The following is a 23,265-nucleotide window of genomic DNA, read 5'->3' on the forward strand; positions in this document are numbered from 1 at the left end:
TCATTTGACTCACTCTATTTCTCCTTGTCCTTCCCATTATACCAAATGGACCTCTTTCTTTTCAATTCCTAGAGTTGAGAACACTGCTTCCGATTTGATTTTTTTCGTCCATTCATTGCTATTTCAAGTCATTATGGTAAAATAGAGAGAAACCATACAGATACTGGACTGTTTTCATCGATCTGGCCAGTAGCTTAGAAAAGGAGAGAACGATGCACATTTTTGATGAGCTAAAAGAACGTGGTTTGATTTTCCAAACGACTGACGAAGATGCTTTGCGTAAAGCCCTAGAAGAAGGACAAGTATCGTATTATACTGGCTACGATCCAACTGCTGATAGCTTGCACCTTGGGCACCTTGTTGCAATCTTGACCAGTCGTCGCTTACAATTGGCAGGCCACAAACCTTATGCGCTTGTCGGTGGTGCGACCGGACTCATTGGAGACCCTTCTTTCAAAGATGCCGAGCGCAGTTTACAAACTAAGGAGACTGTAGATGGTTGGGTCACTTCTATCCAAGGGCAATTGTCTCGTTTCTTAGATTTTGAAAATGGGGAAAATAAGGCTGTCATGGTCAATAACTACGACTGGTTTGGCAGCATTAGCTTCATTGACTTCCTTCGCGACATCGGAAAATACTTTACTGTCAACTACATGATGAGCAAGGAATCTGTGAAGAAGCGGATTGAAACAGGGATTTCTTACACTGAATTTGCCTACCAAATCATGCAAGGCTACGACTTCTTTGTTCTGAACCAAGAACACAATGTTACCCTGCAAATCGGTGGTTCTGACCAATGGGGAAATATGACAGCTGGTACCGAATTGCTTCGTCGGAAGGCGGACAAGACTGGTCACGTCATCACTGTTCCCCTCATTACAGATGCGACTGGTAAGAAATTTGGTAAATCTGAAGGGAATGCGGTTTGGCTCAACCCTGAAAAGACTTCTCCATACGAAATGTACCAATTCTGGATGAATGTCATGGACGCTGACGCTGTTCGCTTCTTGAAAATCTTTACCTTCTTGTCTCTTGATGAGATTGAAGAAATCCGCAAACAGTTTGAAGCTGCGCCACATGAACGCTTGGCTCAAAAAGTCTTGGCGCGTGAGGTGGTCACCCTTGTCCACGGTGAAGAAGCCTACAAAGAAGCCCTCAACATCACAGAACAACTCTTTGCAGGAAATATCAAAAACCTTTCTGTCAAAGAACTCAAACAAGGCCTTCGTGGTGTGCCAAACTACCAAGTACAAGCAGACGAAAACCACAATATCGTAGAATTGCTTGTATCTTCTGGCGTGGTCAACTCCAAACGCCAAGCCCGCGAAGATGTTCAAAACGGAGCTATCTACGTCAATGGCGAACGCATCCAAGACCTTGACTATGTCTTGAGCGATAGCGATAAATTAGAAAATGAATTGACCGTTATCCGTCGCGGTAAGAAAAAATACTTTGTTTTGACTTATTAAAAAGAAGACCTCTGAAGCTATGACTTTCAGAGGTTTTTTGGTACACTAGATGTATCATGACGATCAAACCTAAATTACAACGATTTCAAACAGCCACTGCTTTTGCCTGTCCCATCTGTCAAGAAGCCCTCGACCTGGTCCAGCAAAGCTTGGTCTGCACGAACCGCCACTCCTTTGACCTTGCTAAGTTTGGCTATGTGAACTTAGCCCCACAAGTGAAGGCTTCTAAGGACTATGACAAGGAGAATTTTCAAAACCGGAAACTCGTTCTAGAGAACGGTTTCTACGACCATATCCTCACTAGCCTGTCAGAATGCTTGTCTCCACTGGACCATCCAGCCAACATTTTAGATATTGGTTGCGGAGAAGGCTACTATTCGCGCAACTTGCAAGAACGCTATCCAGACCATTCCTTTTACGCCTTTGATTTATCTAAGGAATCGATCCAACTGGCTGCCAAAAGCGACCAGGAATGGAAGGTCAAGTGGTTTGTCGGGGATCTAGCCCGTCTCCCTCTTTTAGACCAGAGCATGGACCTTCTCCTAGATATCTTTTCACCAGCAAATTATCAGGAATTTAAACGGGTCCTGGCCCCAGACGGTCGCCTTATCAAGGTCATCCCAACAGCCACCCATCTGCAAGAGATTCGTCAGAAGGTGAAGGACCACCTGGATCAGGCCGATTATTCCAATGAGCAGATTATTCAACATTTCTCTGATCATTTTACGATTGAAAACACCATTCATTGCCAGGAAACCTTCGAACTCACACCAGCATTGCGAGAGGCTCTTCTAAGCATGACGCCTCTCCTCTTTCACGTCGATCCAGCTCAAATTGACTGGAACGATCTGACTCAGGTCACGATTTCTGCCACGATTTTGATCGGAAGAAGCAACTAAAAAATACCCTCCATTGATTAAAAATGGAGGGTATTTTTCATGTTTTCAGATCAGTCACTTTCCTCTACGCCGATTTGTTGACGGTAGGCTTTAGGAGACTTGCCACACAACTTGCGGAATACTTTATAAAAGTAACCGACATTGCTATAGCCGACCTCATAGCAAATATCTTCGATACTTTCCGTTGTGGACAACAGCAACTGTTGAGCTGCTTTGATCCGTTGTTTATTCAGCAGTTCCGCAAAGGTGGAATTGGTCTCACGCTTGATCAATTGCCCTAAATAAACAGGATTGATATAAAGGTCTTTACTGATATCCTTGAGCGACAGTTCCTTCCGATAGTCGCGCCCAATCACTTCTAAGACGGTCGCCACATTATTGTTCATTCGATATTGAGAGAAGAAGGTCTCCAATTGATTCCGAACGCAGGTAACAAGCTCCTCGAAAGTCGTTGTCTCATGAACAGCTTTCACAACTTCTGTCAGGTCATCTCCCTGCAGGTGTTCAAACAAATGAAAGACATCCATAATGAATTGAATAAAGAGTTGCTTGGCTATCGCCACTTTTGGGGTATGGCTTTTCACGGTTTCTTCCAACCAGTTCAACTCCTCTAAAATCTGTTGGATATTTCCCTGGACGATGACACGGTAGATGGGTTCGTAGTAATTAAAGACACCATCTTCTTCCTCCAAAGGGAGATCCCCATAAAACAGACTTCGTTCAACAAGCTCTTTAAATTGTTGAAAATGTTCTTTGTAAGGTGCTTGGAAACGGCGCTGTAGGAAAGCTCCTTCATCCTCGTCTGAAAGATAGAGTTGAAGATTTTTTCCTAAGACCTGATAAGACGAACTGGCAAAGCCTTTCCTTTCCTTATCCACTCCAATCCAGAGTTGTTTTCTCCCTCGGATGGCTTTCTCAAACTCTTCTTCTGACCAGTCTTCATGAAGGAGCCGATTGGCCGTCTCTTGATCTGGTTTTTTTAGAGTTTGAGATAACTTTTCTAGAATATTCCCCAGCTCCACCTTATTGACAGGCTTTAACAGGTAGTCTGCTACCCGGAGATTTAAGGCTTTTTTTACATAAGCAAAATCTTGGTACCCCGACATAATGATATAGGCTGCATGGGGAAGAATGGACTGCATTTGATCAATCATTTCTAGACCAGTTTTTCCTGACATATTGACATCCGTAATCACGATATCCACTGGATAATCCGCAACATAGGCCAAGGCCTGGTCTGCATCCTCTGCTGTGTATACAACTTCCATGTCCCATTTTTCAAAGGGAATCAGTTTTTTCAGCCCCTCCGTAATCATATATTCGTCGTCAACCAATAAGACTTTATACACGATTTTTTCCTCTTAAGCATCCTCGATGGTAATCGTATAGAGGACACCTTTTCCTTTTTCTGATGTAATTTGAATGTGGTAACGATCCCCAAAGTAGAGAAGGAAACGCTCGTGGACATTGACAATCCCAATGGATTGCCGTCCCTTACTCTCTTCTACTTCCTCTCGAGGATCCCTATGACTCAACATTTGTTGGATCCGTTGCAACTGGCTCGGTTCCATTCCTCTCCCATTGTCTTGAACACGAATTTCTACCGCTTCTCCAACACGACGGACTTTGATACTAATGACATTGTCCTTGCGCTTGTGATCAATCCCATGGACAAAGTAATTTTCCACTAATGGCTGAAGAGTAAACTTCGGAATGACCATCTCTTCTAGACCGGGTTCAATTTTAAAGCCATAAGCAATCGATTTTGGATAACGTACCATACAGAGATAGCTGTATTTTCTACAAAATTCCAACTCATTTTCGATGGTCGTCTCCTTCTCCTCTGAAATATTGTTTCGAAGAAGACTACTAAATTCGTAAATAATATCGGCTAATTCTTCTTGATCCTGCATGACTGCATACATGCGAATAAACTCCATGGTATTATACATGAAATGCGGATTAATCTGCGCTTGCAAGGCTTTCATATTGGCATCTTTTTGACTCAGTTGTAGCTGATAGATATCCCGGATAGACTTGTCCATATTATCCAACATGGTATTGGTCATTTCCGCAACTAAGAGGAGCTCCTGCTCTTTGGTATCCACATTAATCCGTCGCTCGGAATCCCCCTGGCTGATGGCTTCCATGGTATCTACCAAATCCAACACTTGTTTTTGGTAATTACGGAAAATACGTTGAAGCAAGAGATACAAGACCAAGACCAGGATTAGGGCGACCGAAATCATCCAGGTAAAACTAAATAAGGCTGTTCGAACCGTGTAAGAGGTCGGGATTCCAACCCAGATTTGATAGCCGTAAGCAGTATCTCGCACAATCCACTGGCTGTGGTCTTTAGGGTTGATATCCCCTCTGTGGTAAAAAACCTTGCCCAAGGGATTATAGATCTGGACAGCAACTGGAATCGTGTCTTGAATATTGTCGACAACAGAATCCAAAAGTGCTGGATTAATTTTAATGTAAGCCAGTCCAATATCCTGGCCAGTCGTCACATCTGTCAAGGAAACTGGGATGGCTTGCGAGCTAGCTATGTATTGATCCGCTGGAACTTGTTCTCCCCCTTTTTTATTCTTACTGGAAACAAAGACCGTTGTATAATCGTTTAATACCAAATCGATTTGGTCGAGTGCATCGTGTTCCAAGTAAAGAGTCTCAACATTGCGGTGTAGGGAGACTTGAATATAGTTGGAAAAATAATTGTCCAGACGCCAACTTTCGTATTCCGAAGGCGACATTGAAAAGTACTTGTAAACTCCTTCGAGCTTGGCAGGGTTTTCTACCAGACTCTTTCCCCATTGTGTCGATCTTTTGTAGATATCCTCTACCTCAGCAGTCAAGCGAGAGGAAATCAACTGAGCAATCCGATCGGTTTCTGCTCGCTGATTATGCCAATAGACCAAGGATACCGTCACGCCTAAGGTCGTGATGATCCCCACCATGATATAGGCATAGAACTTCAAAAGAGTTGCTAACCATATTTTTTTCATAATTAAGAAACCACTTTAGAGCGAATTGTTTCATAGACTGGTTGAAAAATATCATTGACAAAGAAATGCCACAAGCCCAGTAAAACAAAGAAAAACAAAGCCGGAACGAAATGGGTAACAACCCCTAACAGAAAGGTCCCCAAGAGAAACTTGGTCACTGCACGAATATCCAGAAAAGCACCAATGAAACTCAACTTCAAGCTGTTGAGATAGGACAAGTCAAAATGGACTTGAAGCTTGAGATAGACTGCAAAAGTCAGGGGAGCCACCAATAAGAAAATCAAATTAACCAATAAGATAAAAATCTGAAACAGGGACAAGTGGGGCAATTGAACCATCAGATACATGCCATAAACAAGAATGGCTTCGATTAAAAAAAATGTATAGAAAACCTGGTTGGCTCGACGGAAATTTTCTTTATAGAGCGCCCAAGCCTCAGACCAACCATATTGCTTGTAATCAGATCCATGTTCGGCATATAGACTCATAATCGTTGCACTAGCTGGCCCAAACCCGAATAGGATGCCTCCACAGAAGGTTAAAGCCCAAAAGATCCCTGTTGCCAACATAGCTAAATAGACCCTTGTAAAAATTAATTCAATCATTCTTCCCATAATCTGTCTCCATGTTCATTTGCTGTAGAGGGGAACTTACGACTTAGTATAGTTTCCCTAGTACAACTGATGATTATACCCTATATTATAGCACATTTCCCCTGATGGTTTCGATTTCAAAATCCTCAACAGAAAAGACTTTGAAGCGCGAAGACCTCAAAGTCTTTTGATAGACTTAAGCAAGTAATGTTAGCTTATTTCTTAGAAGCAAGGTACTCATCGTATTGTTTTTGGATTTCATCCAATACTTTTTGGTAGGCACCTTCTGATTTCAATTTTTCAAGCATCTTAGGAATTTCAACTTCAGGATCTACTGTACCTGTATTGATAGCACTTGTGAATTGGTTCAAAGTGTTAGTAAGGGCAGTGATTTCTGATTTCACGTTTTCAGTGTTGAAGATGAATCCAAGTGCTGGAGATTCTTTTGCAGTTTCCAAGTCTTTCTTAGATTGTGCAATTTGCTCATCCGTTACGTTTTCGTTGATGTAAAGAATCCAGTTGTTACCAGTATTCCATCCAGACATGTGAGTGTTTCCGTTGTAGCCATCCAAGACTTTCACACGGTTTTCTTTACCTTCAACTTTTTCCCAGTTCTTGCCTTCTGGACCATAAACAAGACCGTTCAAGAGTTCTGGGTTTGTGTTCAAGAGGTTCAATACTTCCATTGCTTTTTCTTTGTTCTTAGAGTTGTTTGAGATGACAAAGTTTGCAACTTGAGTAGTGTTGTTCTTCTTGTAAAGTTGAGTGAATGGTTTGATTTCAATCTTACGATTTGCTACACGAGTAAGCAAGCTGTTACCGTAGTCAGCAGGTCCTACTGTTTCTTCACGTACCAACCAAGTATCTTGAGAAAGGTCATATCCAGTGTCGCTTGTAGCTACGTCTTTTGGAATGTAGCCAGCTTCATAGTATTTATGAAGAGTCTTCAAGTTTTCAACATAACGTGGAATAGTGTAACGGTCAACGATCTTAGTTGTGTCACCTTGCAAATCGACAACGAATGGAAGTCCATCTACTGCAATGTAATCGAAGTCATCAGAAGGTCCACCGTAGCTCTTGTTCATTGCGAATGGAACAACGTTTGGATCTTTTTCTTTGATCGCTTTCAAGACTGGTTCAAGAGAAGCATAGTCAGTGACGTTTGAGATGTCGATACCATATTTTTCAAGAAGTGGTCCGTTGAAGGCAAAGTTTTGTGAAGATGCAACGTTGGCTGCAACTGGAACAGAGTAGATCTTGCCGTTTACAGTATTCCCTTTGATATAAGCTGGGTCAAGTGCTTCATAGAGCTCTTTCCCTTCTTTCTTGTACAAGTCTGTCAAGTCAGCGTAAGCACCTTTTTGAGCGTTGATGACATAGTTGTTTGCGAAAGCAATATCGTAGCTTTCACCAGATGAGATGATAACGTTCATCTTCTTGTCGTAGTCACCCCAACCAAGGTATTGGATGTCTAATTTAACGCCAGCTTTTTCTTCGATGATCTTGTTCGCATTTTCTAACAAGGTATCCAAGTTATCCGGTTTGTCACCGATTTGGTACATTTTGATAACTGTTTTGCCATCTTCACTCTTAGATGATTTTTGGTTATCACCTGTCAAGTTACCACAAGCAGCAAGAGTTGCTCCAAGTGTGAGAACGCTAGCAGAAGCTAAAGCATATTTTTTCCAATTTTTCATGAGAAAAACTCCTTTTTTATTTTTCTTTATTAACATTATGAAGGGTGGGTGAGAAAGGTTTGCTTACTCTTTCACACCACCGATGGTCAATCCTTTTACAAAGTAACGTTGGAAGAACGGATAGAGGATAGCGATTGGAACTGTTGCCACCACCACCATGGCCATCCGTCCAGTTTCCTTAGGAAGGGATTGGACTGCACCAGCGATTTGGCTAGATGCACCGACTGATTTAGAGATGTAATCCATATTATTTTGGATTTGCATTAGCAAGTATTGAAGGGGATAGAGGTTTTCACTCTTGATATAGAGGAGGGCGTTGAACCAGTCATTCCAGAAGCCGAGGGCTGTAAAGAGACTGATGGTCGCAATCCCTGGGAGAGAAAGTGGTAAACAGATCTGGAAGAAGATCCGTGTCTCACTGGCTCCATCTATCCGAGCAGACTCAAGAATGGCTTCTGGGATCGTCCGTTTGAAGAAGGTCCGCATCAAGATGATGTTAAAAGGACTCAATAACATCGGAATGATGAGGGCTCCAACCGTATCTCCTAAATGAAGCAACTGAGTGGTAACGATATATCCTGGTACCATCCCTGCACTAAAGAGCATACTCAAGAGGGCAAAGACAGTAAAGAAGTTTCTGTACTTAAAGGTTCTACGAGAGATCGCATAGGCGTAGGTCGTTGTAATAAAGACATTACATGCTGTCCCTACAATCGTTACAAACAAGGTAATAAAGAGGGCTTGAAGAATCTTATCCTTAAATTGCACAAGGAAAAGATAGCCATCTGTACCGAATTTAGCAGGCCAAAATTGGAAGCCGTGAATTGCCAAACTTTGTTCATCTGTCAAGGAAATCATGACAACGAAGATGAAGGGCAAGATACAGGATAGAGCAACCAAGCCAACGATGCTACTAAAGAAGATGTCTGCTTTCTTACTGAAGGAGTGGATCCCAACATTATCAACTTTTTCTTTTTTAATTTTTGATTTTGCCATGGTATCCTCCTTTCTAGAAGAGCGCTGCATTCTTATCAATCCGACGTGCTACAATATTAGAAAGTAAAACGAGAATCAATCCGACAACTGATTGGTAAAGACCAGCCGCTGCGGCCATCGCAATATCTCCTGATTTAGCAAGTCCGTTGTAGACATAGACATCAATTACGTTTGTCACACTATAAAGAGCACCTGAGTTATGTGGGATTTGGTAGAACAATCCAAAGTCAGCACGGAAGATATTTCCGATGGCAAGGATGGTCAAGACCGTAATCAAGGAAGCCAACTGAGGAATGGTAATGTGGCGGATTCGCTGCCACTTTGATGCTCCATCCACTGTTGCTGCTTCATAGAAGGTTGGGTCAATCCCCATGATGGTTGCATAGTACATAACACTGCTATAACCAAAGCCTTTCCAGATTCCTAAGAAGAGGAGGAGCGCTGGCCAAATGGCAACCTCTGTATAGAAGTTGATTCCTTTCATCCCAAGGGAAGTCAAGATATGGTTAATCAAGCCTTTATCGACGTTTAAGAAGGCATCTGTAAAGAAGCTGATGATAACCCATGACAAGAAATAGGGGAACAACATTGATGTTTGAAACACTTTAACCAACCGTTTGGAACGCATCTCACTAAAGATAATGGCAATCCCAACAGAAACAATCAAGCCCAAGAAAATAAAGGCTAGGTTGTAAAGGACGGTATTTCTTGTAATGATATAAGCATCTTTAGAACTAAAGAGGAATTTGAAGTTATCAAATCCTACCCACTTACTCTTCATTACACTATCAATAAATCCCTCTCCGGTGATATGATAGTCTTTAAATGCGACAACGTTTCCCAAAACAGGTATGTAGAAGAATAAAATCAACCACGCTGCACCTGGTAAAACCATCAAGAAGAAAATGAGATTTTCTCTCAAGGTCTTAACAAACTTTTTCATCTGACTCCCCCCTTTGTCATTTTATTTTTTTGGTAACGTTTACATTTTTTATTATAAAACTCTATGAAAACTTTTTCAAACTCCTAATTATAGAAAAAATTCTACAAATTTATGACATAGCCTTAAAAATGGAGAAGAAATGTCTCCATCGGACATCTTTCTCCTCCTTCAACAGCATTTTCTTTAAAGACAGCCTTTTGGATTAGGTTGTATAAATGGTCGAAGCTGTCGCAATGGTATGCCACTGGTTAGCCGTCGTCGCTGCGAAGTCCTTATCTCCGTAGAAATCATTAAATGGCAGGATGTCTACTTCTAGTTCGTCGATACGAGAGATTTCGCCTGCTAGGTAGTTTTCAATGCGGCTTTCTGCGCGCTTGATCCGTTGCAAGAGGCCACCCATACGAATATCCACGGTATCCAAGCCAAAGACCTTGTTTTCTTTCAACCATTGGTGGCTAAAGAGCTTGTGGAAGTTTTCAATCTCGCTTCTGAGTTTTGGCAAATCTTCCTGAGCGATTTGTTGCAAGCTCTCTTTATCGCCTGCTTGATAGGCTTGACGAATGCGTCGTCCCACATCCACCTTGTTACTTAAAATAGCATTCAACTGAGCTTGAGTTTCGAAAAGATAAGCATAGTTGCCTGCTTTTTCTTTAATAGCAGCAAGAGTCTCAGCTGCTTGGGCAAAGTGTGGTTTGTCCTGATCAAGAGTCATGTGCTTATCAAGAATTGGGCAAAGGACATCCTGATAAAAGACATAGCGGTTGGGATTGATCCCACTGAGATTATCTGGTAGATCTGGCAAAAGGTTGGCAAGATCAAGTTGCATAAAGTCCTCAACCGGTAGACCTGTATTGGTCTTAAAGTGAGCAGATAAACGCTCTAAATCATTTCGATAGCTGAGTTCTGCCCAGATTTGTAAGCTTGGCAGAATAGAGAACTGAGCTGTTTCACCACCATTGTCCCCCCAACCAGTCACAATGACTTCTTTGATCTGATTGGCACGGCAGGCTTTGTTTGCTTCGATAGCGATGAGACGACTGAAATGGTTGTGTGGTGTGAAACCAATCCACTTCCAAGCACCACCTGCAAAGGCAATATCCTGGCTAATCTTGTGGTGATTACCGAAGTTACGGTTGTATTTTTCTTCGCTATCCTGATAATAATCCCAGTAAACCAAGGTCACTCGGTCTTTAAGGCGGTCAAGAAAAACTCGTGTTTCCTCTGGAATTTCGACATCACGGTCGTACTGGCCATCTGCTGACATGAGTTTGAAGAACATATCGCTCCACATCTGGCAGTGGAAACCATACTTGTCTGCAATATCCAGCACGCGCTCCAAGTGTTGGCACATAAGGAGACTACGATCCACAACACCATTGAGAATCAAATAGCGACCCAAACCAACCAAGTGGGCTTCGTCCATGCCGATATTGACCTTGCGTGTTTGTAGCTTAGACAAAGTCGCAAACATGCCGTCGATTAGGTCGTAAACTTTTTCTTCGCCGATAAGGAGAATGTCCTCTACATCACGGAGTTGCTGGACTTCTTTGACACCCCATTTGACAAAGGCTGATAAGTGAGCCAAGGTCTGGATACATGGTACAAAGGTCATATCAAACTGCTGGGCATAGGCTTCGATTTCCTGTAATTCTTCAGCTGAATAAGCCCCACGGAAATAGCCAAAGTAAGGTTGCCCTTCAATCTGATAGGTGTCTTCCATATAAAGCTCAAAGGTTGAATAACCCATGAGAGCTAAGACTTCAATCATCTGCTTGGCAGATGCAACATTTAGAACCGCATTACGGGAACAATCCGCCATGTAGGCTAAATCTTCATAAGCCGCTTGCTCGTCGATCTCTACCTTGTCCCCTTCTGCTAAAGCTGTTGCGAGAACAGACAAGGCGCGATAGAGTTGGTGAGGTTTGTGATAAGTCAATTGATAGCTTCCGTCCTCACCCTTGATAGAGATAGAAGCTTGGTCAGACTGAGTGACTGCCACTTCTACATCTGGTAGAGAAATGTGCTTTTGAAGTAAGTCTATAGCTTGCTGTTGTTTACTGCTAATTCCGGTAAAATTTACCATTGGTTTTCCTCCTGTAACCAGTTGACAAGGGCACCGTAGAGATTAGCATCTGCCTGATAGGTGCAAGCTTGGATCACTGGCGCAATTGTATACTCTTCATATCTTTCCACAAAGACGTCTACCGCTTTTTGCACCCCTTTGATAAAATCTGGGTTCTGACTGATAGAGCCACCTAGGCTAATGACATCTGGATCGATGAGATACTGGATATTGAGCAAGCCTTGAGCTAGGTTACGATTCATACGCTCAATGGCTTCTTGGCAAAGGGCATTGCCTGCTGCAGCCTCTTGATAAACCTTACGGCCATCCCAGTCTGACTGACCCGATTTTTCAATCACATAACGAACCATGTTTCCTGTAGAAGCTAGTTGTGACCAGTTATTGAGTTTTTCTGCTGGTTCGATAGTTGTCATGTAACCAAACTCTCCACCCAAGCCATGGCGACCACGGTGAATTTTGCCATTAATAATCATAGCCCCGCCAATCCCTGTGCCAATGACAACACAGGCTGCATTTTCAATCTCAGGATGAGCTAGCAGTTCACTAAGTCCAACACAGTTGGCATCATTTTCTAGATGGACAGGGAGTTGGTGATGAGCAAGGGTCTCATACCATGAAAAACCATGGATATAAGGAATGGCACTAATCCCCTCAATCACACCTGTTTCTTGATTGACTGCTCCTGGAACGCTCATAGCAATCCCACGATAGTCCTGTTCTGATAAGCATTGGTCCAACCAAGCTAGCAAATCTTCTAAAGTTTCTGGAGTTGGGGTGCTGGTTTTATCTAAAATCTTTCCATCAGGAGTTAGACTAGCAAACTTAATGCCAGTCCCTCCGATATCAATCGCTGCAATGGTCATTGCTTTCACCTGCAAAAAGGAGCGAATCAGCAGTTGGTTCTTACTTTTTCGCTCCTCCTTTCTGTTTATGTTTACTTTTTGAAATTAAATTTCTTCTTTTTGAATGAGTTCTGTACGAATTTCCTGTGGCGCCAATAGTCCTGAATGGACTGGGTATGGGCGTTCCAGCAAGTCAAGAATGATTTGTTGTTTTTCAGACACGCGGATATTTTCTTGACTCATGTTGTAGTAACGAAGGACATAACCTTCTTCATTCTCAGCCACCTTAAAGGCTGTTGGACAGACTTGTGGCAAACTGAGTGCCGGATGGTTAAAGAGGCTACCCGTTGCTGCAACGCTACCCTCTTGTTTTGCAACTTGAAGAGCTGTAAATGGCACCTGGAAGGCTTTGGCACGACGGAAAGCTGAGAAGCGTTCCCCTGCTTGGTGGCATTCTACTGCAAATTCAACTTCGATATCACGCAAGCACTGAGCTTCCGGTGTTGGGAAATAGCCCCAGTCACCGAGTTCGCCTGAAGCACGAAGAAGGGTTACAGCCATGGTGTCATCTCCAAGAATTTCATACTCGTGCAATCCTTTATTGGATACTGTCACTCCTTTAACATCATCATACAAGCTGACAAAAGCTTGTTGGTGTTGTGGATTTTCAGGATTTTCCCAAGAAGCTGCTGGTTTATTCGGCCGTGTCACCACCTCATAAATGCTTTCCGAGTCATTGCTTGGACGAGTGTTATGAGTTTTGACCAAGAGACGGATACGGTGGTCTTTAGCTGTATTGGTGAAGCGCGTCTTGAAGCGAATTTGTGGGTCATCCACAAAGACCGTCATCTCAGTCTCAAGAGGAATAGTTGTCAGCTCTTCTGAACGCCCTGCTTCTCGGTTCATAAACTCGATAATGCCTCTTTGTTCCGCATCCAATTGTTCATCTGCGCTGATCGGGATGGTCAAGTTATGTTTGAGCAAGATTTTGGCATAGCGAGCATTATTTTCCAAGACCTCATGAGCTTTCAGCTCTGCGTAGATTGGTTCCGTTCCTTTTGGTTGGAAGTAAATATATTCATTGCCAATATCACCGCGGTCTTCGAAGCCAAGGAAGTCCTCATAAGCCTCATTGGTCGTCTTGTCATAAAGGGTCAAGCCATCATCAATACTGAGGGTTACAAACGGCGTATCGAGAACCCCATTTTGGTAAATACCATCATGATGGGAAGCTTTTCCTTCCAGAAGCTGGAAGGTGGTCCAAGAAAGAGGCGCTAGGTGAACCGGAACCGTCACGCGCACTTGACGCGCAATATAGGGTTGGCGGAATTTATCCTTAGGCAAGGTATAGCCAAAGCTTGCCCCCAAGTCTTCAATCTCAGCTTCTACAAGATGCCCCTCTAAATCCTCTACATGGTAGTCTGGCAAGGTCAAAGCCGCCATCTTCTTGAAGCCTTCTGTCGGATGCAATTCCTTAAATGGACAAACCGCTACATCGACAATCGTGCTGACAGTGTCCACCTTGCTATGCAAGCCAGTGTTGATGACTGTAAAGAGGTGCTCACTCTGGGCTTTCTGAGTCGCTAGTTTCTCTTTCCATTCATTCAGAAGGTTGGTCTTGACAAAGTTTCCGACTTGATTGACCTTGGCAAAACGAACTTCCATTTCCCGGTGAACTTCGTCAATACTACAACCACAGATACTATCGTGTGGCGCATTCTGTAAGAGCGTCTTCCAGGCATAGGTTAACTGATCCTTGTGGTTATGACCACCAGTAATAATGGTCAAAGGTTCCACCACTTGTTCTAGCAAGTTGCTGTTTTCTTGGAAGGCTTGCTTGAGGTAAATCCGAGAGGAAGACGTATTTGCCAGTGTGTACCAACCATCAGTTTCCTGACTGGTCAATTCTCCTGTAACTGTAGATAATTGTTCAGGAAGCGCACTTTCCACTGCTTGCACATATTCATCAAAGGAGCTGTGAACAAAGGTCACGTCAGGGAAGAGTTCATTGGCCACGCGAATAGCTTCACTCAAGTTTCGTTGAACCGGTTGGTGGTCGCAACCGTTCATCATCAACCATTGGTTGGTCGATGCATAGTCACGAACGTCTGCCAATTTTTGTTTCCAGAAAGCTAAAGCTTCGTCTTTATCCACTGGAATTTCATTCCCGTTACTGTACCAGTTAGCAAAGAGAATACCAAGCACACGGCTACCATCAGCACCCTGCCAGTACATCTCAGAAAATTGAGAGGTAAACTGCTCATCTTCAAGGACTTGGTTGTCAAAGCCGATTGGTTTGACCCCGCGCCCAAAGGCTGCTACGTGAATCCCTGATTTTTGAAGGATTTGAGGAGCTTGCCCCATATTCCCAAAGGTATCTGGGAAGTAACCAATTTGAGTAGATTTGCCCCATTTGGCACATTCAGCCTGTCCAATCAAGGTATTGCGGACATTGGCTTCACTAGAGATCAGGTAATCATCCTGCAAAATATAGAAGGGACCAATCTTGAGCTTGCCCTCGTCGATATAACGCTGCACCTTGTCACGGTTTTCAGGGCGAATTTCTAAATAGTCATCGAGGACGATGGTTTGTCCATCCAAGTGGAAACTTTTGAATTCAGGGTCATTTTCAAAAAGATCAAAGAGATTGTCAAAGAGTTCCACCAATTGCATGCGGTGACTTTCAAAAGGTAAATACCACTCACGATCCCAGTGGCTGTGAGAGATGATATGAACAACAACATTTTCCATGAGTAAAACCTCATTCTAACTTAAATTTTTAATGTTTTAAATATAAACTTGTGATTCTAACAAGAATCAGTGAAGCTAAAGCGTGCTCCTTATACTCAATGAAAATCAAAGAGCAAACTAGGAAGCTAGCCGCAGGCTGTACTTGAGTAAGGCAAGGCGAAGCTGACGTGGTTTGAATTTGATTTTCGAAGAGTATTAGCGGATATCCAAGTAATCCAAGACTAATTCACAGAACATCATGTTGGCCCAAGAGAACCATTCACGCGAATATTTGGTTGGATCATCCACGTGGAAACTTTCGTGCATGACACCTGTTCCACCATCGCAGGCAACCAACTGATCCAGCAAGAATTTCTTCTCAGCTTTATCTGTCGTTGTCAATCCTTGGATGGATAAAGCAATCGGCCAGATATAGCGATAGAAGGTATGAGAACTTCCGAGTCCGCTTGCGTACTTCCCTTCATAGAAGTAAGGATTTTCAGAGCTCAAAATAGTCCGACGAGTAGCTTGGTAGACCTCATCGTCGATCGCGCAGTAGCCAAGATAAGGAGCAGCTAACAAACTTGGCACGTTCGGATCATCCATGATGCTAGCATTTCCTAAACCGTCTACTTCGAAGGCATAAATTTTTTCACCCTTGCTGTTAGTAGTGTAGGCGTAGTTTTCGATCCCTTCTTGAATCTCCGCTTGGAGGCGTTTGGCATCTGCAATGATACTCTCACTATCAGCTAGATTCAATGCTGCAAAGATTTCTTGGACATAACCCAAGACTACCACTGCAAACATATTGGATGGAATCAAGTAGCTATACTGACAGCAGTCATCGCTTGGACGGAAAGCTGACCAGGTCATTCCTGTCACAGCAAAATCTGGCCCAAAGCCGTCATTTACCAAGGTATCTTCCTTACGATCGGTATCACGGACGAAACGGTATGGTGAGTTATTGTGGTCTTGCTCCACTGTCCAGAGATGAAGGATTTCCTTGGTCGCTGTAACAAAAGTCTCATCAAATTGACTAGTTTCTCCTGTTTCTTTCCAGAGAAGATAAGCCAACTGCAAAGGGTAGCAAAGCGAGTCTACTTCATACTTACGTTCCCAAATCCAGCCATTCAAATCGGTGTGGTCTGTTTCGTGGTGACCTTTCCAGTTTTCCTCAATATTGAAAGAGTTAGCATAGGGATCCTTGAGAATCAAGATCATCTGGCGCTTGACCAAACCTGCAATGGTCTGACGCAAACGATGATCTCTTTTAGCCACATGGAGGTAGGGTCTCAGTTGAGCAGTTGAGTCACGAAGCCACATAGCTGGGATATCTCCTGTCAGTACAAAAGTTGAGCCGTCTTCTAAGATCTCAACTGTATTGTCCAAGGTGTCTGTATAGCAACGCTCAAAGACATCCACCCATTCCGGGTACTCCTTGGCACGTTCTGCTACTTGGTCCAGCCATTCTCTGACGATTTCTTTTGAATAAGTCATTCCTTTTCCTCACACGTATCGATTCTTTCCTATTCAGTATAAAAGATTTCAGATGGGAAATACATACGCAAATTATAGCCCTTTTTCTACAAACTTTTCTAGTTTTGAAAAAGACTTTCCCATTTGAGTGGCTTCTGCTAAAATAAAGAAAGAAAAGGGCTTGAAGGCCCTCGTATGACACAGGAGGTCCCGCATGAAGACCGATATTACTCACATTGATACCCGCTTAGGAACAGACAATCACTCAGCTTATTCCAACGGCAACACCCTCCCTTACACAGGAGTTCCTTTTGGGATGAATTATTTCCTCCCACAGACAACACATGAACAGGGGGCTTGGTTTTTCAATCCCAACCTTCCTATCTTTCAAGGTATTCGCTTGACCCATCAGCCTAGCCCTTGGATTGGAGATTTTTCCTGGTGTCTCCTCACCCCACTGACAGACATTCCGACTCAAGAAGACCTCTATTTCAGACAGAGCAGTTACCGGGTCCAAGAAGCTGTCTTTCAGCCCCATTATTTAGCCCTCACCTCAGAGCGCTATCAAATCCACACAGAGCTGACACCCAGCCTCTACGGGGCTATTCTCCGCTTTAGAGGGCCGTCTGCACTTTCACTGGCCATTCATTGCCCCAATGGACTAGCTGAAGTAGAATTCGGAGAAACGAATCTACATTTCTACATCCTAGACCAAAATCATACCGACCAACAAGACTTTCCTTTCTATCTTCATGTTGAATTTGACCAAGCCATCACTCGCACTCACTGGCTAGGACAGGATTTAATCCTAGAATTTGACAGCCCTAGGCTAGAAGCTCGATTAGGCACTTCCTTTATCAACCCTGAGTTGGCCAAATCTCACCTTCCTACAGCTAGCTTTGAAGAGATGAAAGAAAAAGCGAGCCGCAAATGGCAAGAGCTAATGGACCGATTTGACATTTTAGATACGGGCGGAGAGGATCGAACATTTTTCGATCACTGTCTCTACCGTAGTCTGCTCTTTCCTCAGACTTGTTATGAAGTAACCCCTGAGGGGAAAGCAGTCCATCGCGATTTCGCCCACAACCGCATTCAAGAAGGAAAATACTTCACGAGTTTGGGCTTCTGGGATCTCTTTCGGACCACCTTTCCTCTCTATAGCCTAGTCTATCCCGAGATTTACCAGGAATTTCTCGAAGGCTTCCTCAGCCATTACCGAGATACCGGTTTCCTCCCTAAATGGCTAGCGCCTGACGAAAGAGGCATGATGCCTGGAACCCTCTTTGATGGGGTCATTGCCGATGCCATTCAAAAAGGCCTAGCTCCCGACCTCCACACGGAGCTTTTTGAAGCCATGCTAGATACAGCTAGGAAGGAAGACCCAAATGGTCATTACGGTCGACGAGGAGCTAAAGAATACAAGGAATTAGGCTATCTATCCACTGACTATCACGAAAGCGTGAGTCACACCATTGACTTCTCCTATAGCGATTTTTGTATTGCCCAAACTGCCCAGCTACTTGGCAAGGAAGAGTTGGCCAAAGAATATGCTCAATCTAGTCTTTCCTATCGAACCCTCTTTGATCCAGAAACAGGTTATATCCGGGCCAAAGATAAGAAGGGCCATTTCAGACCAGACTTCTCGCCCATCAGTTGGGGACGCGACTATGCCGAGTGCTCTGCCATTCAGGCAACCTTAGGCGCCCTTCACGACATCGAGGGCCTCAAGCAACTCTTTGGAGGAGAAAAAGGCTTCACCCATTACTTAACTCGACTAGCCACTCAAGCGCCGTATTATGAAGTGACGGGCTATGGCTACGAAATTCATGAAATGAGTGAGATGGCCCAAGCTCCTTTTGGACAAATTGCCATTTCAAACCAACCGAGTTTTCACATCCCCTATCTCTTCCGCTATAGCCAACACCCGGAATACACTAGCATCCTGATTCAAGCCCTTCGCAAGGAAGCCTTCCAGCCAAGCTTCAAAGCTTATCCAGGAGATGAGGATAATGGCAGCCTATCCTCCTGGTATATCTGGTCGGTTTTGGGACTCTATCCGACTTGTCCAGGCAAGCCAGTCTATGACCTAGGGATTCCCCTCTTCAAACACTTGCGCCTTTACCTCCCTCAAGAGAAAAAATGGCTGCATATCCATAGCACAGCCCACACAGCCCAGGCACACTTTCTTCAAGATGTTTTTCTTGATGGAAAAAGGATCGACAGAGTGAGCCACCAAGAGCTCTTGAAAGCGGAGAAGCTAGACTTCCACCTTTCTTGGCTCCCTAAAATCTAAAAAAGAATGAAGAGTAGGACACTCTTCATTCTTTTTCATTACACCTATACTAGTTAATCCCCGACCTTATAAAGGAAAGAACCTTGTTCCGTAAAACTGTACATCCCAGTTCCGGTCCAGAGACGATCCTTGCTGGCATCAGAATCATCATGGAAGATGACTTCTCCATTTTCATCCGTTTGGTCATCAATCGTAAGCCCGGCAGGAATAAATTCCATCAGAAATCCACCTGTGATTCCTCCGTAGACTCCTCCTGAAACAGTCCCATAGTCTGTCAAGGAAAGACCATAAGACTCATATTCGTTAGAGACCAAACCATTTTGATCAAAGACGAGTTTATTCCCCTTATCATCTTGCCAGACACCAGCTACGCTACTATAATCCCCTTGAGCGATTGCTTCAATATCCATCTTTGTTTTCTCTTTCTTATCACTCGAACTCTCAGCTTTCTTTGTTTCACTAGTAGCTGAGCTATCCTTCGATTGACGAACTGTACTTTCTTTACTTTCAGATCCTGTCTCCTGCTTTTTATCACCACAGGCTCCAAGGAAAAACAGTAGAGCAGAAAGCAACAATAGCAAACGATACTTTTTCATCATGAATCTCCCCACATTCAATCTATTCTATAAGCCTAATTTTATCCTTTTTCTAGCAATTTGACAAGTTTCTGTTACTATCAAAAAAGGAACCAACTGGTTCCTTCTCTAATTGATTAATGTGCCAACATTTCCTGCGCAATTTCGAATCCGGATAAGTCACTTGGGTAGTAAGTAGGCCAATTTTCCAATTCCTTATAAAGAGCTTCTTGGCTTTCCCCTCCGAAGAAAATATGGAAGTGAGCTGCCTTATTAGGAGCAATTTGATGGTCACTGAATTGAACATACTTGAATTCACCCGCATTCGGATCAGTTGCTTCAAAGAGATACCGCACTCCACGATTCCCTTTTGTATAGGTTAGCGTATGCTTCCCAGCATAGCGGTATTCGAACTTCTTCTCTTCGCCATTCTTATAGAAGGTCATGGTTTTGTCTGTAATGACAATCCGGTCGACATCTGTTTTATAACCGGTGGTGTAGTAGGCTTTATACTCTTCAGCTGTTTTGGATTTGGTTAATTTGGCTTTGTAGTCAAAGACTTGATCCAAGGTTCCATCTTTTAGATAAGGATACACAGACTGCCAATCACCTACATAGTCTGAAAGAGTTCGGTCCTTAATAGCACTGTCCTCAAAGTAGCCATTGGCTACTGTTTTGGTGTCTTCTTCCTCTTCTGGAGCGATTTCTTTTCCGGCTTGAGTCGTTGTTAACTCCAAAGATTTGAGGTTGGCTCCCATGATAGAGATGTAGTCTTCACCATCTTTCATCTGCTCATCTGTCAAGCTCTCTAATGGATTCAAAACAGCTAGATCCACACCGGTTTCAGCAGACAAGGTTTTCGATAAGGATTTAGAAGCATTTTCTTCAAAGTAGATGACCTTGATGTCGTTCTTCTTGATGTACTCTGCCAATTCACTCAAGCGAGTTGCAGACGGTTCACTATCTGGTGACAAACCTGAGATAGAGACTTGATTCAAACCATAGTCCAGGGCCAAATAACGGAAAGCTGCGTGTTGAGTAACAAAGTTTTTCTGTTTCGCTTCAGACAAGCTCTTCGTATAGCTATCATCCAATTTTTTCAACTTGGCAATATAGGCATCCGCATTAGCGGTAAAGCTAGCCTTTTTATCTGGGTACTGTTTCACCAGTTGATCACGAATCGTTTCCACCATTTTAATAGCTCTCTGTGGAGAAAGCCAGACATGGGGATCATAGTCATGATGGTGTTCTTCCCCTCCCTCATGGTCATGCTCTTCTTCACCACCTGGTAAAAGCAGCATATTTTCCGTCGCTTTGACAACCTTAGTTTTCTTGCCATCCATTGATTTCAACAACTGAGGCACCCACGTTTCCATGTTCTCGTTCTCATAGACAAAGACATCTGACTCTTGGATTTTTGCGCGCCCCTTGGCAGACAATTCAAAATCATGGGGTTCCGAACCAGACCCGATCAAGAGCTCCACATCTCCCTCGTCTCCAACGACTTGCTTAGTAAATTCATAGACAGGATAGAAAGTCGTCATGACTTTCAATTTCCCTGACTGATTTTGACCACCACTACAAGCTACTAAAAGAAGACTACAAAAGGCTAACACCAGCCATGCAAGTTTTTTCATAAGATCACCTATTTTCTAAATTTAACAAAAAGATTTGAGAGCAAAAAGAAGGATACAAATAAGAGGGTAATGGTCGCACTAACCGGTGTATCCGGGTAATAAGAAAGAATGAGACCACTGACCATCCCCACAAAACCAATGACCACTGCCAGAAGCATGACTGAACGGAAGGTTTTTCCTAGCTTTAAAGCAATACTAGCTGGCAAGACCATGATGGTAGATACCAACAAGGAACCCGCAGCCGGAATCATCAAGGCAATAGCCACCCCTGTCACAATATTAAACAAGATAGACATGAGACGCACGGGTAAACCATCTACATAAGCTGTATCCTCGTCAAACGTAAGAATATACATTGGACGAATAAAGAGAACCGTCAAACATAAAACAATCGCCGCTATGACAAACAGAGCTAGCACTTGCTCATCGGTAATGGTCAAGGTAGAACCAAATAGGTACTGGTCCAAACTCATGGAGCTTTTACCGCCGCCCTTCATGATCACCAAAGCCAAGGCCAAGCCGGTTGACATGAGAATCGCTGTCCCAATTTCCATAAAATCTTTATAGACTGTGCGTAAGTACTCTAAAAATACAGCCGCTATGATCACCACAATGACTGTAGAAATAGTCGGGGAGAAACCAAGAAAGAGACCAAAAGCAACCCCTGATAGAGAGACGTGGCTCAGTGTATCACTCATTAAGCTCTGACGACGCAAAATCAAAAATACACCTAAGATTGGAGAGAAGAGACTCATAGCAACCATCGCCAACAAGGCCCGTTGCATAAAATCATACTGAAAGAGACTAAGCATGGTCCTCACCTCCATCTTTCTCATGGACATTAAAGCAACGCCATGGAGAGTTTTGTTTCCTCACTAGGTGAATATTGCGATCCGCGTAATGGCTCACCTCTTCAGGGTCATGCGTAATCATCAAAACAGACTTCCCATGATGATGGGCACTGTGGTGCATCAATTCATAAAATTCATCCTTACTACCAGCATCCATCCCAGTAGTCGGTTCATCCAAGACAAAAATATCTGGATCAGACGCAAACATTCGTGCAATGACAGCCCGTTGTTTCTGGCCACCGGATAGAGCCCCTAATGGTTTATCACGATGCTCTAACATCCCAACAGCAGATAAACTAGCTAAAATGTGCTCCTCATCGTGATGATTTAACCGACGAAACCAACCCTTGCGAGGATACCGCCCCGATTTCACAAACTCATAAACAGAACTGGGAAAGCCAGCATTGAAGCTTGCAATTTGTTGCGGAAGATAGGCAATTCGTAATTTTTTACCAGCTACATTTTCCTTAGCAATTTCAACCGTTCCTACTTTAGGTTTTAAGATGCCAAGACTTGCCTTGATCAAAGTAGATTTGGCTGCGCCATTCTCACCAGTCAGCGTCACAAACTCCCCGCTGTCCAAGTAATAATTCACACCTTCTAGAACAGGCTCACGATCATAATAAAAAGAAAGATCATTAACAGTGATATAACGCATTAACGAAGATCCTCCAATAAGCGAGATAAAAACTTAGAAATAACCATTTGTTCTTCTTGAGAAAATTCGCTCAAAACTTGATTATAAACAGCCAAAGTATGATCATGATGATGAGAATGTTCCTCAGCAACTGGACGCCCTAAATCTGTTAAACGGTACAAAACGATTCGAGCATCTTTCTCATCTTTTAGGGCTTCTAACATCCCAAAAGAAAGTAATTGTTTAACAGCCTTAGTAACAGCAGCTTGACTAACATTCAGCAATTTAGCAAGCTCAGAATTGGAATAATTATTCTTTGATAATAACATTAAAATATGTTCTTGCGTATTGGTTAAAGAAAAACCACTTGTACAAGAACCTATCAATACTTCATGCTGATTCTCAGAAATAAGTAAGATAGAATTCAAAAACTCATCTATCTGATTAGCAACCTTCATAGGAACTTCCTTTCTATTAACCAGTAAATACTTTACCGGTTAATTATAACACAGTAAAGGAAAATAGTCAAAGTATTT

At 43.1% G+C, this 23,265-nt stretch carries 18 protein-coding genes; 3 read left to right on the top strand and 15 right to left on the bottom strand.

The annotated features are described in order from the left end of the window. Positions 1-212 precede the first annotated feature (212 nt). Both tyrS and ADH27_RS09010 read left to right on the top strand, forming a co-directional pair. The gene (tyrS, locus tag ADH27_RS09005; protein ID WP_048717469.1) at positions 213-1,469 is read left to right on the top strand and encodes a tyrosine--tRNA ligase; all 1,257 of its coding nucleotides are present in this window, start codon (positions 213-215) and stop codon (positions 1,467-1,469) included. Between the two features lie 56 nt (positions 1,470-1,525). Then, complete coding sequence (locus ADH27_RS09010) at positions 1,526-2,368, top strand: methyltransferase domain-containing protein (RefSeq protein WP_048717472.1); 843 nt, start codon at positions 1,526-1,528, stop codon at positions 2,366-2,368. 50 nt (positions 2,369-2,418) lie between these two features. On the opposite strand, the gene ADH27_RS09015 is transcribed toward ADH27_RS09010, so the two are convergent. The 10 genes from ADH27_RS09015 to ADH27_RS09060 all read right to left on the bottom strand — a co-directional run bounded on the left by ADH27_RS09015 (position 2,419) and on the right by ADH27_RS09060 (position 16,757). After that, the gene (locus tag ADH27_RS09015) at positions 2,419-3,717 is read right to left on the bottom strand and encodes a response regulator transcription factor (protein ID WP_048717474.1); all 1,299 of its coding nucleotides are present in this window, start codon (positions 3,715-3,717) and stop codon (positions 2,419-2,421) included. A gap of 12 nt (positions 3,718-3,729) precedes the next feature. Further along, complete coding sequence (locus ADH27_RS09020) at positions 3,730-5,376, bottom strand: sensor histidine kinase (protein WP_048717476.1); 1,647 nt, start codon at positions 5,374-5,376, stop codon at positions 3,730-3,732. A gap of 2 nt (positions 5,377-5,378) precedes the next feature. Further along, entirely contained in the window at positions 5,379-5,990 is a 612-nt protein-coding gene (locus ADH27_RS09025) for a YesL family protein (RefSeq protein ID WP_048717477.1), read from the bottom strand. A 194-nt stretch (positions 5,991-6,184) separates the two neighbouring features. After that, positions 6,185-7,666: an ABC transporter substrate-binding protein gene (locus ADH27_RS09030; protein ID WP_048717479.1), complete on the bottom strand. Its 1,482-nt coding sequence runs from the start codon at positions 7,664-7,666 to the stop codon at positions 6,185-6,187. Between the two features lie 63 nt (positions 7,667-7,729). After that, a complete protein-coding gene (locus ADH27_RS09035; RefSeq protein ID WP_048717481.1) occupies positions 7,730-8,662 on the bottom strand; it encodes a carbohydrate ABC transporter permease in 933 nt (310 codons plus the stop codon). A gap of 13 nt (positions 8,663-8,675) precedes the next feature. Then, positions 8,676-9,605 (bottom strand): ABC transporter permease, encoded by a 930-nt coding sequence (locus ADH27_RS09040; protein WP_023022063.1) that lies wholly within the window; start codon positions 9,603-9,605, stop codon positions 8,676-8,678. A 202-nt stretch (positions 9,606-9,807) separates the two neighbouring features. Continuing rightward, positions 9,808-11,688, bottom strand: a complete 1,881-nt coding sequence (locus tag ADH27_RS09045) for a beta-N-acetylhexosaminidase (protein ID WP_048717483.1) — start codon at positions 11,686-11,688, stop codon at positions 9,808-9,810. Continuing rightward, positions 11,682-12,551: an ROK family protein gene (locus ADH27_RS09050; protein ID WP_048717485.1), complete on the bottom strand. Its 870-nt coding sequence runs from the start codon at positions 12,549-12,551 to the stop codon at positions 11,682-11,684. Before ADH27_RS09050 ends, ADH27_RS09045 begins: the two co-directional genes overlap by 7 nt. An 84-nt stretch (positions 12,552-12,635) precedes the next feature. Then, positions 12,636-15,281, bottom strand: a complete 2,646-nt coding sequence (locus tag ADH27_RS09055) for an alpha-mannosidase (RefSeq protein WP_048717487.1) — start codon at positions 15,279-15,281, stop codon at positions 12,636-12,638. 195 nt (positions 15,282-15,476) lie between these two features. Next, complete coding sequence (locus tag ADH27_RS09060) at positions 15,477-16,757, bottom strand: glycoside hydrolase family 125 protein (protein ID WP_048717488.1); 1,281 nt, start codon at positions 16,755-16,757, stop codon at positions 15,477-15,479. 193 nt (positions 16,758-16,950) lie between these two features. Here ADH27_RS09060 and ADH27_RS09065 point away from each other — a divergent pair, with 193 nt between their 5' ends. Then, positions 16,951-19,029: a GH92 family glycosyl hydrolase gene (locus ADH27_RS09065; protein ID WP_048717489.1), complete on the top strand. Its 2,079-nt coding sequence runs from the start codon at positions 16,951-16,953 to the stop codon at positions 19,027-19,029. A 53-nt stretch (positions 19,030-19,082) separates the two neighbouring features. On the opposite strand, the gene ADH27_RS09070 is transcribed toward ADH27_RS09065, so the two are convergent. From ADH27_RS09070 to ADH27_RS09090, 5 genes are all read right to left on the bottom strand, one after another. Next, positions 19,083-19,628, bottom strand: coding sequence for a DUF6287 domain-containing protein (locus tag ADH27_RS09070; RefSeq protein WP_048717491.1), 546 nt, complete (start codon positions 19,626-19,628; stop codon positions 19,083-19,085). 113 nt (positions 19,629-19,741) lie between these two features. Beyond that, on the bottom strand, positions 19,742-21,241 hold the full coding sequence (locus ADH27_RS09075; RefSeq protein WP_048717492.1) for a zinc ABC transporter substrate-binding protein AdcA: 1,500 nt from the start codon (positions 21,239-21,241) through the stop codon (positions 19,742-19,744). A gap of 8 nt (positions 21,242-21,249) precedes the next feature. After that, entirely contained in the window at positions 21,250-22,053 is an 804-nt protein-coding gene (locus ADH27_RS09080; protein ID WP_023022055.1) for a metal ABC transporter permease, read from the bottom strand. Continuing rightward, on the bottom strand, positions 22,046-22,750 hold the full coding sequence (locus tag ADH27_RS09085) for a metal ABC transporter ATP-binding protein (protein ID WP_048717494.1): 705 nt from the start codon (positions 22,748-22,750) through the stop codon (positions 22,046-22,048). Before ADH27_RS09085 ends, ADH27_RS09080 begins: the two co-directional genes overlap by 8 nt. Beyond that, a complete protein-coding gene (locus tag ADH27_RS09090; protein ID WP_048717496.1) occupies positions 22,750-23,187 on the bottom strand; it encodes a zinc-dependent MarR family transcriptional regulator in 438 nt (145 codons plus the stop codon). Before ADH27_RS09090 ends, ADH27_RS09085 begins: the two co-directional genes overlap by 1 nt. Between the last annotated feature and the right edge of the window lie 78 nt (positions 23,188-23,265).

It is taken from the genome of Streptococcus sp. 343_SSPC (assembly GCF_001072385.1).
Lineage (GTDB): Bacteria > Bacillota > Bacilli > Lactobacillales > Streptococcaceae > Streptococcus.

Coding starts and splice junctions, on each gene's coding strand:
- tyrS (WP_048717469.1), top strand. CDS start 213: ATGCACATTTTTGATGAGCTAAAAGAACGTGGTTTGATTTTCCAAACG.
- ADH27_RS09010 (WP_048717472.1), top strand. CDS start 1,526: ATGACGATCAAACCTAAATTACAACGATTTCAAACAGCCACTGCTTTT.
- ADH27_RS09020 (WP_048717476.1), bottom strand. CDS start 5,376: ATGAAAAAAATATGGTTAGCAACTCTTTTGAAGTTCTATGCCTATATC.
- ADH27_RS09025 (WP_048717477.1), bottom strand. CDS start 5,990: ATGGGAAGAATGATTGAATTAATTTTTACAAGGGTCTATTTAGCTATG.
- ADH27_RS09030 (WP_048717479.1), bottom strand. CDS start 7,666: ATGAAAAATTGGAAAAAATATGCTTTAGCTTCTGCTAGCGTTCTCACA.
- ADH27_RS09035 (WP_048717481.1), bottom strand. CDS start 8,662: ATGGCAAAATCAAAAATTAAAAAAGAAAAAGTTGATAATGTTGGGATC.
- ADH27_RS09040 (WP_023022063.1), bottom strand. CDS start 9,605: ATGAAAAAGTTTGTTAAGACCTTGAGAGAAAATCTCATTTTCTTCTTG.
- ADH27_RS09045 (WP_048717483.1), bottom strand. CDS start 11,688: ATGGTAAATTTTACCGGAATTAGCAGTAAACAACAGCAAGCTATAGAC.
- ADH27_RS09050 (WP_048717485.1), bottom strand. CDS start 12,551: ATGACCATTGCAGCGATTGATATCGGAGGGACTGGCATTAAGTTTGCT.
- ADH27_RS09055 (WP_048717487.1), bottom strand. CDS start 15,281: ATGGAAAATGTTGTTGTTCATATCATCTCTCACAGCCACTGGGATCGT.
- ADH27_RS09060 (WP_048717488.1), bottom strand. CDS start 16,757: ATGACTTATTCAAAAGAAATCGTCAGAGAATGGCTGGACCAAGTAGCA.
- ADH27_RS09065 (WP_048717489.1), top strand. CDS start 16,951: ATGAAGACCGATATTACTCACATTGATACCCGCTTAGGAACAGACAAT.
- ADH27_RS09070 (WP_048717491.1), bottom strand. CDS start 19,628: ATGATGAAAAAGTATCGTTTGCTATTGTTGCTTTCTGCTCTACTGTTT.
- ADH27_RS09075 (WP_048717492.1), bottom strand. CDS start 21,241: ATGAAAAAACTTGCATGGCTGGTGTTAGCCTTTTGTAGTCTTCTTTTA.
- ADH27_RS09080 (WP_023022055.1), bottom strand. CDS start 22,053: ATGCTTAGTCTCTTTCAGTATGATTTTATGCAACGGGCCTTGTTGGCG.
- ADH27_RS09085 (WP_048717494.1), bottom strand. CDS start 22,750: ATGCGTTATATCACTGTTAATGATCTTTCTTTTTATTATGATCGTGAG.
- ADH27_RS09090 (WP_048717496.1), bottom strand. CDS start 23,187: ATGAAGGTTGCTAATCAGATAGATGAGTTTTTGAATTCTATCTTACTT.